This is a genomic window from Psychroserpens luteus (assembly GCF_015319355.1).
In the GTDB taxonomy this organism is placed as follows: domain Bacteria; phylum Bacteroidota; class Bacteroidia; order Flavobacteriales; family Flavobacteriaceae; genus Psychroserpens; species Psychroserpens luteus.
The window spans coordinates 777,694-792,528 of the sequence record NZ_JADILU010000001.1; the positions used below are offsets into that span (position 1 = coordinate 777,694).

Annotated in this window: 8 protein-coding genes; 3 read left to right on the forward strand and 5 right to left on the reverse strand. The window is 34.0% G+C overall.

The annotated features are described in order from the left end of the window. Window positions 1-3: 3 nt before the first annotated feature. Entirely contained in the window at window positions 4-2,583 is a 2,580-nt protein-coding gene (locus IM744_RS03420; protein WP_194506679.1) for a phosphoenolpyruvate carboxylase, read from the forward strand. A gap of 155 nt (window positions 2,584-2,738) precedes the next feature. Here IM744_RS03420 and IM744_RS03425 read toward each other — a convergent pair whose 3' ends face one another. The 4 genes from IM744_RS03425 to IM744_RS03440 form a co-directional block, all read right to left on the reverse strand. Continuing rightward, window positions 2,739-3,971, reverse strand: coding sequence for an ammonium transporter (locus IM744_RS03425; protein WP_194506680.1), 1,233 nt, complete (start codon window positions 3,969-3,971; stop codon window positions 2,739-2,741). A 5-nt stretch (window positions 3,972-3,976) separates the two neighbouring features. Then, window positions 3,977-4,315, reverse strand: a complete 339-nt coding sequence (locus tag IM744_RS03430) for a P-II family nitrogen regulator (protein WP_194506681.1) — start codon at window positions 4,313-4,315, stop codon at window positions 3,977-3,979. A 215-nt stretch (window positions 4,316-4,530) separates the two neighbouring features. Further along, complete coding sequence (locus IM744_RS03435; protein ID WP_194506682.1) at window positions 4,531-5,838, reverse strand: ammonium transporter; 1,308 nt, start codon at window positions 5,836-5,838, stop codon at window positions 4,531-4,533. A 25-nt stretch (window positions 5,839-5,863) separates the two neighbouring features. Next, window positions 5,864-6,874: an outer membrane beta-barrel protein gene (locus tag IM744_RS03440; protein WP_194506683.1), complete on the reverse strand. Its 1,011-nt coding sequence runs from the start codon at window positions 6,872-6,874 to the stop codon at window positions 5,864-5,866. Window positions 6,875-7,313: 439 nt separating this feature from the next. Between IM744_RS03440 and gltB the strand changes: the two genes are divergently transcribed. Together gltB and IM744_RS03450 are read left to right on the forward strand one after the other, a co-directional pair. Continuing rightward, window positions 7,314-11,828: a glutamate synthase large subunit gene (gene gltB, locus IM744_RS03445; RefSeq protein ID WP_194506684.1), complete on the forward strand. Its 4,515-nt coding sequence runs from the start codon at window positions 7,314-7,316 to the stop codon at window positions 11,826-11,828. Between the two features lie 4 nt (window positions 11,829-11,832). Continuing rightward, window positions 11,833-13,296, forward strand: a complete 1,464-nt coding sequence (locus tag IM744_RS03450) for a glutamate synthase subunit beta (protein ID WP_194506685.1) — start codon at window positions 11,833-11,835, stop codon at window positions 13,294-13,296. A 203-nt stretch (window positions 13,297-13,499) separates the two neighbouring features. On the opposite strand, the gene argH is transcribed toward IM744_RS03450, so the two are convergent. Further along, window positions 13,500-14,774 (reverse strand): argininosuccinate lyase, encoded by a 1,275-nt coding sequence (gene argH, locus IM744_RS03455; protein ID WP_194506686.1) that lies wholly within the window; start codon window positions 14,772-14,774, stop codon window positions 13,500-13,502. Window positions 14,775-14,835 lie beyond the last annotated feature (61 nt).

Genomic DNA, 14,835 nt, shown 5'->3' on the forward strand with positions numbered 1-14,835 from the left:
TACATGTCTACACAACCAAAGCTTACTAGGTTTAATCAAAACGTACTTTCTAAATATCAAATTTATAACAGTATTTTTATGACTTTGCCTTTTGATACCATCACTAAAACAGGAGCGCTTTTACCTTTGTTTCATGAGACTTGTAGTAAAGGTTTCGCAGATGGAGATAATCCGACAACGATAGTTAATTCGTTTTTTAAAAAATATCAAGCGAGACGATCAGATAAAAGTCAAATTGATTTATTGTTTCGTTTTATACAATATATAGAACGCCAAGTGGTATTGTTTGATGCTGTTGAAGATGCAGCTTTTCCTGTCGTTAATAATATGGATGGGATTGGTACGTTGCGTAGTTTAAAAGAAGCGGTATCTGCAGAGAATAAACTAGAAACACTTCAAAAGTATCTTGAAGAATTTAAAGTTCGTATTGTGCTAACTGCGCATCCAACTCAATTTTATCCAGGATCTGTTTTAGGTATTATTACAGATTTGACAAAAGCAGTTAAAGAAAATGATTTATTGGGTATTAATGATTTATTGGCTCAATTAGGAAAAACGCCATTTTTTAAACATAAAAAACCAACGCCTTATGATGAGGCGGTAAGCTTAATTTGGTATTTGGAAAACGTGTTTTATAAGTCCTTTGGGTCAATTTACGATTACATTCAGCAAAATATTTTCGACGGAAAACAAATTGATAACGATATTATTAATATCGGTTTTTGGCCAGGAGGTGATAGAGATGGGAACCCTTTTGTTACTCCAGAAATTACTCTAAAAGTTGCTAAAAGATTACGAGAAACTATAATAAAAAACTATTATAGAGACGCGAGAAGATTAAGGCGGAAATTAACATTCGAAGGTGTCGAGGAAAGAATTGTTGTTTTAGAAACAGAGCTTTATAAAATCATCACGCATGTAAAGTCATCGTTAACATTAGATTTTTTAACTTCAGAATTAAAAGAAATAAAACAAATTATAATTGGTAAACACCAATCGCTGTATGTTGATGAGGTTAATAGTCTATTAAATAAAATTCATTTGTTTGGCTTTCATTTTGCTAACCTTGATATTCGTCAAGATAGTAGAAAGCATGCTCAATATTTTAACGATATGGTAAATGTGTCGATTAAAAGTGGAAGTGAGATTTTTCCCAAGAATTACCACGAGCTATCAGAAAAAGAGCAAATACAAGTTTTATCAAAAGTTGAAGGTGAAGTAGATTTATCTTTAGTTAAAGATGAAGAAACTTTGAAGGCTTTAAAAACCATGAAAGCCATAAAAACGATTCAAACGACAAATGGTGAAGTTGCTGCAAACCGTTATATCATTAGTAACAACCAAACGACTTTACATGTTATGCAATTGTTTGCTATGTTAAAATTAGTTGCATTTCAGGATAAATTAACAGTTGATATTGGACCTTTATTTGAAACCATTACCGATTTAGAAAATGCACCTCAAGTGATGGAAGATTTATATACCAATCCAGAATATGCTGCGCATTTAAAATCAAGAGGAAACAAGCAAACTATTATGCTTGGATTTAGTGATGGTACAAAAGATGGTGGCTATTTAATGGCAAATTGGGCTATTTATAGAGCAAAAGAAAACTTAACAACAGTGTCTCGTAAATATGGAGTTACTGTTATTTTCTTTGATGGTCGTGGTGGTCCTCCAGCACGAGGTGGTGGAAAAACACATAATTTTTATGCTTCTCTAGGGCCAACAATTGAAGATAAAGAAGTGCAATTAACTATTCAAGGTCAAACCATATCTTCAAATTTCGGAACTTTAGATTCATCACAATATAACTTAGAGCAGTTAATTAGTTCTGGGATTTCTAATAGTTTAAGTGATAAAGATTTAAGAATGAATGTAGATAATAGAGAAGTCATGGATGACTTGTCTAAATTAAGTTATGAAGCTTATAAAAATTTTAAAGCACATCCTAAATTTATTCCTTATTTAGAGCATATGAGCACATTAAAGTATTATGCTAATACTAATATTGGAAGTCGTCCTTCAAAAAGAGGAAAAGCAGAAGGCTTAGTTTTTGAAGATTTAAGAGCCATCCCGTTTGTGGGATCTTGGAGTCAATTAAAGCAAAATGTTCCTGGCTTTTTTGGAGTTGGTACTGCGCTTAAACATTATGAAGATACCAATCAATTTGATAAAGCTCAATTGTTGTTTCAAACATCAGATTTCTTTAAAACACTTATTGAAAATAGTATGATGTCCTTATCTAAATCATTTTTCGATTTAACAAAGTATATGAGTGAAGACGCTGAGTATGGTGAGTTTTGGAATGTTATTTATAATGAATATCAAACTTCAAAACGTTTGCTTTTAAAGCTAACAGGTTACAAAGAATTGATGGAAGAAGAGCCTGCAGGAAAAGCTTCTGTTGCGGTTAGAGAGTCTATTGTTTTACCATTGTTAACGATTCAGCAATATGCTTTAAAGAAGATACAAGAGTTAGAAAAAAGCGGTATTACTAAAGGAAAAGAGATAGAAATTTATCAAAAAATGGTAACGCGTTCTCTCTTCGGAAATATTAATGCTAGTAGAAATTCTGCTTAAGATAAATTATTAGTAATAAGAGTTAATCTTACATATTAAAAAAAAGAGGACATCAGAAGATGTCCTCTTTTTTTTTGCTATTAAAATAATTTTAATAAACAAAAATCCCGAAGCTATGAGTCTTCGGGATTTTTTAGATAACTAATCAATCAAAACTAATGCTCATTCAGTCTAAAGTCTGGATAGGCATCCATACCATGTTCATGAACATCAAGACCTTCTAACTCTTCTTTTTCTGAAACTCGAATTCCAACTGTTTTCTTCATAATAAAAATAATTAAAAATGAAGATGTGATACAGATTGCTGCATAAGAAGCAACACCTATCAGTTGACTTACAAGTTGTGCTCCACTTGCTAAATTTCCGAAGATACCAACAGCTAAAGTTCCCCAAATACCGCAAACTAAATGTACTGCAATGGCTCCAACAGGATCATCAAGCTTTAATCTGTCAATTAGAGATACAGCAAAAACGATTATTGCTCCTGCAATTGCTCCAATAATAATAGCATCTGTAGGACTCATTTGATCTGCACCTGCGGTAATTCCTACTAATCCGCCTAAAATTCCATTTAAAAACATGGTTAAATCCATGTTTTTGTATTTTATGAATGATACCATAGCAGCTACAACTCCTCCAGCTGCTGCCGCCAAACAAGTAGTTACAAGTGTTATCGATGTTAATGCTGGATCTGCAGATAACACAGAACCACCATTAAATCCAAACCATCCTAACCATAGTATTAAAACACCAGCAGTTGCTAATGGGATATTGTGTCCTGGTATGGCTTGTGGTTTTCCATCTAAAAATTTACTAATTCTAGGTCCTAAAAGACAAACAGCAACCAAAGCAGCCCATCCACCAACAGAGTGTACTAAAGTAGAACCTGCAAAATCATAAAATGGTGTTTCTAGGGTTTGTAAAAATCCGCCTCCCCATTTCCATGAACCTGCAATTGGGTAAATTAAACCAACATAGATTATGGTGAAAATCATAAAAGGTCCAATTTTCATACGTTCTGCTACAGCTCCAGATACAATAGTAGCTGCTGTTGCAGCAAACATACCTTGAAATAAGAAATCTGTCCAGTAGGTGTAGCCTTCATTGTAAGTTAAGTCTAAAGTACCTGCGTCATTTAATGGTGCATCTAAACCAAATCCTGCAAATCCTAATAATCCATTAAAATCTCCAGGATACATTAAATTAAATCCAACGATACAATACAGTAGTAGCCCAACGGTAATGATAAATATATTTTTAAATAAAATATTAAGCGTATTTTTTTGACGTGTCAACCCAATTTCTAAAAATGCAAAACCTAAATGCATAAAGAAAACGAGCGCTGTACAGATCATCATCCATACGTTATTTATAGTAAGTAGTTCCATGTGTTTTATTTTAAAGTGTTTCCTCCTTTTTCTCCTGTTCTAATTCTGTAAACTTCATCTATTTGAGATACAAAGATTTTACCATCACCAACATCTCCTGTAGATGCTGCTTCTATTAAGGTTTTTATAGTGATTTCTTCAAAATCGTCATTAACCACTATTGACAAGTAGCGTCTTTGAATATCACTTGTGCTATAAGAAACACCTCTGTAAACGTGGCCTTCTTTTTCGTTTCCAAGTCCTGTTACATCCCAATAAGAGAAAAAGTTTACACCAACTTCATGTAGTGCTTTTTTTACTGTAGAAAACTTTGATTTCCGGATGATTGCTTCAATTTTTTTCATAATTCGTTGAAATACATTAGTTGATTTTTTAGTTGCTCTATCTTAAAAGACGAAATTTTTAAATGGTTTTGTTTGATTTTTTGTCATTATATAATTTCATAACGTCTTAACAACAGAAAAACCTAAAGAGCAAAAGCTCTGAAGGTTTTTCTATGAACCATAACAAGATTAAACAATCAATTTAAAATTTTTATATGAATATAGTTCTTGTGAGTTTAACCTCTCTCTCGTTTTCCTGGGAAAGCAATTTCACCATGTTCAGAAAGATCGAGACCAATTATTTCTTCTTCTTCAGTAACACGAAGACCTATAGTTGATTTCAAGATTTTTAGAATTATAAATGATAACCCAATTGACCAAGCAGCATAAGCTAAAACACCTATGGCTTGTGTGCCTAATTGACCAAATCCACCACCATTAAATAATCCTATTCCAGCTTCACCGTCAATTCCCCAAAGGCCAATTACAAGTGTTCCCCAAGCACCAGCTACTCCATGTACTGAGGCTGCTCCAATAGCATCATCAATTTTAAGTTTTTTCTCAATAAATTCGATTGAGAAAACAACTAGAATACCACCTATTAGTCCTGCGAAAACAGCTCCTATTGCAGACATATTACCACAACCTGCAGTAATACTTACTAATCCTGCTAATGCACCATTTAAAGTTTGAGGTAAATTTGGTTTACCATACCAGATCCATGTTGTTACAAGAGCACCTAATCCACCAGCTGCTGCTGCCAAATTCGTAATTAAAACAACGTTAGAAGCTGCAATTGCATCTGCTCCTCCCCAAGCTAATTGAGATCCACCGTTAAAACCAAACCATCCTAACCAAAGTATGAAAACACCTAGAGTTGCAAGAATTTGATTGTGTCCTGGAATTGAAAATACTTTGCCATCTACATATTTACCAATTCTAGGTCCTACCATAAATGCAGCTACAAGTGCAGCCCATCCGCCAACGGAGTGTACAATAGAAGATCCAGCAAAATCAATAAACCCAAGTTCGGTTAACCAACCAGAACCTTGCCATTGCCATCCACCAGCAATTGGATAGATTAAAGCAGTCATTACTATTGAGAATATAATGTAAGTTGAGTATTTAGTTCGTCCAGCAATAGCTCCAGAAACAATAGTTGCTGCAGTAGCTGCAAACATGGTTTGGAAGAATAAATCTGCTCCCTCGCCTTGCATCAAGCCACTCCAGAAAAACCACCCGTTAGAAGTGTCTCCGTACATTAATGAATACCCTACTAACCAGTATGTTAGAGATCCTACGCAAATATCTAATAGGTTTTTCATTGCAATGTTCGCTGCATTCTTAGAGCGTGTCATTCCTGTTTCAACCAATGTGAAACCTGCCTGCATAAAGAATACTAAAATACCTGAAAGTAGCATCCATAACATTCCCATATCTCCGTTGATTGCGTTTACAGCATCCTCAACATCTTTTGTGGTAGCAGCCACTACATCTTGAGTTATAACTAGATTTGGGAGTATTGTTAAAAAAATATCTGTCATAATTATTGGTGTTAGTTAGTTTTAATTAAAATGAGTAGATAGCGCCAACTAAGAAAGTAGCTAGGCTTTTTGTACCCATTAAGTCTGCATCAGCAAAAATCTCTTCAGATCCGCTGTCCATTCTTAATTCTGGCTTTATTGTTAAATCATCTACAGTATAGCTTCCTGTTAATGTAAGTCCAATTACACTAAGGTCATCTTCTACAAACTCACTCGCAGTTTGAAAATATTCACCTCTTAATCCTAAAGAGAATGATTTATTTAAACCATATTGAGGATAAAGTGCTGCTCCATAAAAACCTTCGCCATCATTATCAGCATAAGCAGCATTGATTCCTAAGTAAAAATCATCAGTGATATCAAAACCACCTGTGTAATCAACTTCAAAGCCTAGAACAATACCAGAATCATAATAGAAATTCAAATACTGACCAGCGTATCCTAATTGGGCTCCAATAGCATAATCACCTGTGGTATTATTATTTACATCTGTAGGGTTCATTATGGCTGCCATTAAGCTAAAGTCTTCAGATAAAGTGAAATCTGCTTTTAAACCCACATGTGAAAAAGGTCCATTTGAAAATAAATAAGATGTACTGTAATTGAAATTTCCAGTAGGTGAAATTACTTCATAACCTAAGAAGGTGTTAAAACGTCCTAATGTAAGAGTTGTTCCTTCAGATACATTCCAATAAGCATATAATTGATTGATATTATAACCACCTGTAGCATCATCTCCTTTTGGACCAAATGCCAAATCAGCTACTGCACCAACTTTTCCAGACTCATATGATGCTATTACGTTAGCCATTCCTAAGGCAAAGCCAGTCTCGTTTGCAAATGAGGTGCCGAAACTTTGAAATTCATCAGCGTTGTCTCCAAATATAGCTTGATCAGTCGAAGTTAAATTTGTTTGATAATAGGCATCAACGCTACCACTAAAAGTGACTTTCTTAGTTGTAGCCTCCTCAGTGGTCTCTTGAGCTGTTAAAACTATTGATGCTAATAGTAATGTTAGAGTAAATAATTTTTTCATAATAATTAATTTATAAACAGTTAGTTAGTTCAAATCTATATAAACTTTGAATAGACCCTATTAAAAAAAGGGATTAAAGTGTTATTTTTGTGATAATATGATTTTTAACCCCCAAAAATTTAGGGTTTAAATTATTTTTAACCTTTTTTTAAGATATTGCTAATTCCATTTTTGGTTTTTTCTGTAAAATCTACCATTGTTTAAATAATGTTTAAAAAATTATTATTTTCGAAATCGTTTTCGCAATAAAGAGTGGTTTTTGTTGAATATTTTTTATTTGGTTATTCGTCAGTATATCCCGTTATTATTGCAAAATTTTCATTTTGAGAGCACTTAACTATCGATATGGGAAAAATTTTTCAACTATTTTTTTTATCAATTTTTTGAGTCTATCTTACAGAGATAATAAGGTGTGAAAGCCTTTAAAATTTGCTGTATTATGTTTAAGAAACAAGGACTTTATTCACCAGAATTTGAACACGAAAATTGTGGTGCTGGATTTATCTGTAATCTAAAAGGAGAAAAGACGAATCAAATTATACATGACGCCTTAGAAATTCTTGTCAAACTTGAGCATCGAGGCGGTGTGAGTTCAGATGGGAAAACTGGAGATGGAGCGGGTTTATTAATAGATATTCCTCACGCTTATTTTAAAAGAGTTTGTGGTTTTAAGATTCCTGTAAAAGGAAAGTATGCTGTTGGTATGGTCTTTTTACCTAAAAATAGAAACCAATATAAATTTTGTAAAGATACTTTCGAAAAAGAAATAATTGCACAAGGATTGTCTATCATTGGGTGGAGAGAAGTACCTGTAGATTCAACACAACTTGGAGAAATTGCTTTAGCTTCAGAACCAAATATTGAGCAACTTTTTGTAGGGAAATCTAATGAAGTTTCAGAAGATGATTTTAAAGCAAAACTATATGCAGCACGTAAAATAACAGAACATACTGTTAGAAAATCTAAGATGTCACAAAGTTCTTATTTTTACGTGTCTAGTTTGTCAATGAATACGTTGATATACAAAGGTATTATAATGCCTGAAGATATCGGCCCATATTATAAAGATTTACAGGAGACAGATTTAGTAACACGTTTGGCTTTAGTGCATCAACGTTTTTCAACCAATACAATGCCAACATGGGAATTAGCGCAACCATTTCGATTTATGTGTCAGAATGGTGAAATAAACACGCTTCGTGGTAATGTGAGTAGAATGCGTGTTCGTGAAGAGATTATGAAAAGTGAAGTCTTTGGACCTCAAATTGATAAATTATTTCCAATTATTTTACCAGGAAAATCAGATTCTGCGTCAATGGATATGGTGGTAGAATTACTAACACATACTGGACGTTCATTACCAGAAGTTATGATGATGATGATTCCTGAGGCATGGGAAAAACATGCAACAATGTCTCCAGAACGTAAAGCCTTTTATGAGTATAATTCTTGTATTATGGAGCCATGGGATGGGCCAGCTTCTGTGCCTTTTACAGATGGAAATTATATTGGAGCATTACTTGATAGAAACGGATTAAGACCTTCTAGATATACGGTTACAAAAAGTGGTAAATTAATAATGTCTTCGGAAATTGGAGTTGTTGACATTGCTCCCGAAGATGTAGAAAGTCATGGTCGTTTAGAGCCAGGGAAAATGTTTTTAGTAGACATGAATCAAGGTCGAATTATAAATGATCAAGAGATTAAAAGTAAAATTGTTAGAGAAAGACCATATCAAGAATGGTTGGATAAAACAAGACTACATTTAAAAGACATTCCTTACACAGGTGAAACGTGTCCGATAGAACTTTTAGATATAAAAACCAGACAACGATTATTTAACTATACGTTTGAAGATATTCAAGAAGTGATTACACCAATGGCTCAAAAAGCAAAAGAAGCTTTAGGTTCTATGGGAATTGATACGCCTTTAGCTGTATTATCTAACAAGCCTCAGTTAATTTCAAACTACTTTAAACAATTATTTGCTCAAGTCACAAATCCACCTTTAGACGGAATTCGTGAAGAAATCGTAACAGACATTAGTTTGTCATTAGGTAAGGATCGAAATATTTTTAGTATTACAGAAAGACAATGTAGAAAATTAAAAATTCAAAATCCAGTAATTTCAAATAACGATTTAGATAAAATACGACATATTTCTGTTGAAGGTTTCAAAGCCGAAACTATTGAGATTTTATATCAAAAAGATAAAGGCTTAAATGGACTTGAGGATGCTTTGGATGACATTATTGTGCAAATTGAAAAAGCACTAGAACGAAATACAAATATTATCATCTTATCAGATAGAGGAGTGAGTAAAGAGTTGGCTCCAATTCCTTGTTTATTGGCTTGCTCGTATGTGAATCATCAAATGAATCGTTTACGTAAACGTTCCTATTTCGATATTATAATTGAATCTGCAGAGCCACGTGAGCCACATCAATTCGCGACGTTATTTGGTTATGGAGCAAGTGCTGTAAACCCTTATATGGTTAACGAAATCATTAGAGCGCAAGTAAAAGAAGGTTTTATAACAGACATGGATGAGCAAAAAGCGGTTGATAACTTTAATAAAGCTATTGGAAAAGGGATTTTAAAAGTGATGAACAAAATAGGGATCTCTACACTGCATTCATATAGAGGTTCTCAGATATTTGAAATTGTTGGTTTCAATTCGCAATTTGTCGAAAAATATTTTCCTTATACTACCTCTAGGATTGAGGGTATTGGCTTATATGAAATTGAAAAAGAAATCGATAAGCGTTATAAATATGCGTATCCAAATAATGATGTTGACAAGCGTTTAGGCTTGAATATTGGTGGAGATTACAGATGGAGACGTAATGGAGAAAAGCATTTATTTAATCCAACAACCGTTGCGAAATTGCAACAAGCAGTGAGATTGAGTGATCAAGCAAGTTATGATGTCTATGCTAAAACCATTAATGAGCAGTCAGAAAATTTAATGACCATTCGTGGTTTATTTGAGTTTAATAATATTGACCCAATTCCTATTGAAGAAGTAGAACCTTGGACAGAAATCGTAAAACGTTTCAAAACAGGAGCGATGTCTTATGGGTCTATTTCTAGAGAAGCACACGAAAATTTAGCAATAGCAATGAACAGAATTGGAGGTAAATCCAATTCTGGTGAAGGAGGTGAAGACAGACGACGTTTTCAGCCAGATGTTAATGGAGATAGTAGAAATTCTGCAATTAAACAAGTGGCTTCTGGTCGTTTTGGAGTGACGTCCCACTATTTAACGAATGCGAAAGAGATTCAAATAAAAATGGCTCAAGGTGCAAAACCTGGAGAAGGTGGTCAATTACCAGGTGAAAAAGTATTGCCATGGATTGCTGCAGCACGAAACTCTACACCTTTTGTAGGTTTAATTTCACCGCCACCACATCATGATATCTATTCTATAGAAGATTTAGCACAATTAATTTACGATTTAAAAAATGCAAATCGCGAAGCTAGAATTAATGTTAAATTAGTTTCTGAAGTTGGAGTAGGTACGATTGCTGCTGGTGTTGCAAAAGCAAAAGCAGATGTTGTACTTATTGCTGGTTACGATGGAGGTACAGGAGCATCACCTTTAACATCCTTGAAACATGCAGGTTTGCCTTGGGAACTTGGTTTAGCCGAAGCACAGCAAACCTTAGTGCTTAATAACTTAAGAAGTAGAATTGTTGTAGAGTGTGACGGTCAATTAAAAACAGGACGTGATGTTGCAATTGCAGCATTATTAGGAGCAGAAGAATTTGGGTTTGCTACTGCGCCATTAGTAGCTTCAGGATGTATTATGATGCGAAAATGTCATTTAAATACATGTCCAGTTGGTATTGCAACACAAGATAAGACCTTGCGTAAAAACTTTAAAGGCACACCAGAACACGTGATTAATTTCTTCTACTATATAGCTGAAGAATTAAGAAGCATCATGGCAGAGTTAGGGTTTAGGTCTATGGCTGAAATGGTTGGTCAAACACATAAAATAAATGCAAATAAAGCCATTACACACTACAAAGCAAAAGGTTTAGATTTATCTTCAATTTTACACAGACCAGCTGAATACAGCCAAATGCCAGTTAAGAATTCTGAAAAACAAGATCATAACTTAGATAATGTTTTAGATTTTACAATTCTAAAAGATTCGCATCGTGCATTATATAGAAAAGAGAAAATGACATTGGCTTATCCAATTAAGAACACTAATCGAACAGTTGGTGCGATTGTGAGTAATGAGATTTCCAAAATATATGGACATTTAGGATTACCAGAAGATACCTTAAATATCAATTTTACAGGTTCTGCTGGACAGAGTTTTGGTGCTTTTGGAGCACACGGATTGACCTTTAGCCTGGAAGGTAACACTAACGATTATTTAGGAAAAGGCTTATCGGGAGCTAAACTAATTGTGAAGAAACCAGCAAAAGCAGATTTCAAAGCGCAAGACAATATCATTATTGGTAATGTCTGCTTATTTGGAGCAGTCGCAGGTCAAGCTTACATCAACGGTATCGCAGGAGAACGTTTTGCAGTAAGGAATTCTGGTGCAATAGCAGTTGTAGAAGGTGTAGGGGATCACTGTTGTGAATACATGACAGGAGGAAAAGTGGTTGTTCTAGGTAGAACAGGTAGAAACTTTGCAGCAGGAATGAGTGGAGGAATAGCTTATGTGTACGATCCAGAAAATAAATTTGTAAACGGATTGTGTAATACCGAAACGATTGAATTTGAAAAGATTCTTAAAAAAGACGCCAATGATTTAAAGTCATTAATTGAAAAGCATGTAAAATACACAGGAAGTCTGTTAGGTGAATCATTATTAGGAGATTGGGAAACGAGTTTGAGTAATTTTGTAAGAGTAATGCCAACGGAATACAAACGTGCTTTGAAACGTTTAGCGACAGAGGAACAAATGGTTGAAGAATTAGAAACAGTATAGGATAATGGGAAAAGTAACAGGTTTTAAAGAGTTCGAAAGAAAAGACGAAAAATATGCTCCTGTAAAGGATCGTGTGAAAAACTATAATGAGTTTACAGTGCCTTTGAATGATAAGGATATGACCGAACAAGGGTCTCGCTGCATGGATTGTGGTATTCCATTTTGTCATAGTGGTTGTCCTTTAGGTAATCTCATTCCAGATTTTAACCACATGGTGCACCAAGGCGAATGGCAAAAAGCCTCTTGGATATTACATTCTACAAATAACTTTCCTGAATTTACAGGTCGTTTATGTCCTGCACCATGTGAACAAGCATGTGTTTTAGGTATTATTGAAGATCCAGTTTCTATAGAAAATATTGAAAAAAATATTGTTGAACGTGCCTTTAAAGAAGGTTGGATTAAACCACAACCTCCAAAAAATAGAACCGGAAAAACGATTGCTGTTGTAGGTTCTGGACCTGCAGGATTAGCAGCTGCTCAACAATTAAATAGAGCAGGTCATATAGTAACAGTTTTTGAACGCGATGATGCTATTGGTGGATTACTACGCTACGGAATTCCAAATTTTAAAATGGAAAAAGGCATCATAGATCGTCGTTTAGCTATTTTAGAAGCAGAAGGAATTATATTTAAAACTAACGTAAATGTAGGTGTTAACTATGATGTTGAAGAATTAAAAGCTTTTGATGCTGTTGTACTGTGTGGAGGATCAACAGAAAGAAGAAGTTTGCCAACTCCTGGTATTGATGCTGAAGGAGTAGTGCAAGCTATGGATTTTTTAACGCAGCAAACTAAAGTTGTTTTAGGACAAGAGGTTAAAGATCAAATCTTAGCTACAGATAAAAATGTGATTGTCATTGGTGGAGGAGATACAGGATCAGATTGTATTGGTACATCAAATCGTCAAGGAGCAAAATCGGTAGTTAATTTTGAAATTATGCCAAAACCTCCAGGACACAGATCACCAGCAACACCTTGGCCATATTGGCCATTACAATTAAAAACATCTTCTTCTCATAAAGAAGGTGTTGAAAGAAACTGGTTGATTAACACCAAAGAATTTGTAACCAATAACAAAGGAAAACTTACAGCGTTAAAAACTGTAAATGTAGAATGGGAAATGGTTCCTGGTGAACGTCCAAAATTAATAGAAATCGCAGGTACTGAAAAAACATGGAAATGCGATTTAGCATTATTAGCACTTGGTTTTACAGGTCCAGAATCTACAATTGCAGATCAATTAGGATTAGAAAGAGATGTACGTTCTAACTATAAAGCAGCATATGGGAAATATCAAACTAACATCCCTAATATTTTTACTGCAGGAGATATGCGACGCGGACAATCATTGATTGTTTGGGCAATCTCAGAAGGTCGTGAAGCAGCGCGTCAAGTTGATATTTATTTAATGGGTAAATCAGATTTAGCAACTAAAAATGAAGATGGAGATTTAGTAGCGCTATAATTATATAATCTAAAATGCTTTTCTGTTATTATTAATTAGTCTAATTTTAAGGTAGAATAAAAAAAGCATCTTTTTTCAGATGCTTTTTCTATTTAATCCTGCAAGGTCTTTTTTTTGACCTTGTAAGTATTCTTTTGTTATCTAATTTTTAGACCTACAAAGTTTTTGAAACCTTGCAGGATTAGTACGATTACATTAGAGAATTACTTCGGAAACTTAGCCCTAATATCATCTAAACACAAATTATGAATACTCCCAATATGAGTATGTTCTTTTCCTAAATCTGGTTGATACGTGTCATTTTGAACTTGACTTCCAATTTTTTGATAAGCCTCTCTAAAAGACATACCATCAACCACTAAATTATTAATACTATCTACAGTGAATAAGTATTTGTATTTATCATCACTAAGATCAACATCTTTAACAATGATTTGCTGAATAGCATAATTAAAGATATCTAAAATATCTTTTACATCTTCAAAGGCATTAATAATGTTTTCTTTCAATAACTGAAAATCTCTATGGTAACCACTTGGTAAATTGTTGGTGATTAATAGCATTTCGGTATGTAATGCTTGAATTTTATTACACTTACCTCTAATCAATTCAAACACGTCAGGATTTTTTTTATGTGGCATAATACTACTTCCTGTGGTCAATTCATCTGGAAATGTGATAAACCCAAAATTCTGACTCATATACAAGCATATATCCATAGCAAAACGTGACATTGTATTACATAATCCGCCTAAAGCACTTGCGATAGCGCGTTCACTTTTTCCTCTACTTAACTGCGCAGCAACGACATTAAACTTTAAGGTTGAAAATCCTAATGCTGCAGTGGTAATATTTCTATCAATAGGAAATGAGCTGCCATAACCTGCAGCAGAACCTAATGGGTTTTGATCAACAATTTTAGACACCGCATTTAAGACGTAAACATCATCAATTAACAATTCTGCATAAGCAGAAAACCATAACCCAAAAGAGGAAGGCATGGCAACTTGTAAATGAGTATAACCTGGTAATAATTGCGTTTTATGCGTTTCAGCTAAATCTAAAAGCGTGTCAAAAAACGTTTTTGTTTTGTCGTTAATGATTTCAAGATTCTCTTTATAATAGAGCTGAAGTGCCACTAAAACTTGATCGTTTCTAGAACGTGCTGTGTGAATTTTTTTTCCGACGTCGCCTAAGGTTTTTGTGAGTTCATATTCGATTTTAGAATGCACATCTTCATAAGTGTCTTCGATAACGAAGTTGCCATTTTCAATAACTTCTGAAAGCGAGTTTAACCCTTTTTTGAGTTGATCTAATTCTTCCGAAGTTATAATTCCGATGGATTCCAACATTATAGCATGAGCTAATGATGCTTGAACATCATATTTAGCAATATGCAAATCAATTTCTCTATCGTTGCCAACTGTAAATTGTTCTATTTTTTTATCTATTGAAAATCCTTTGTCCCACAACTTCATAATCACCTTTTTTTTGTCATTCTTGCGAAAGCAAGAATCTATTTTAAATCTTATTTTTTGG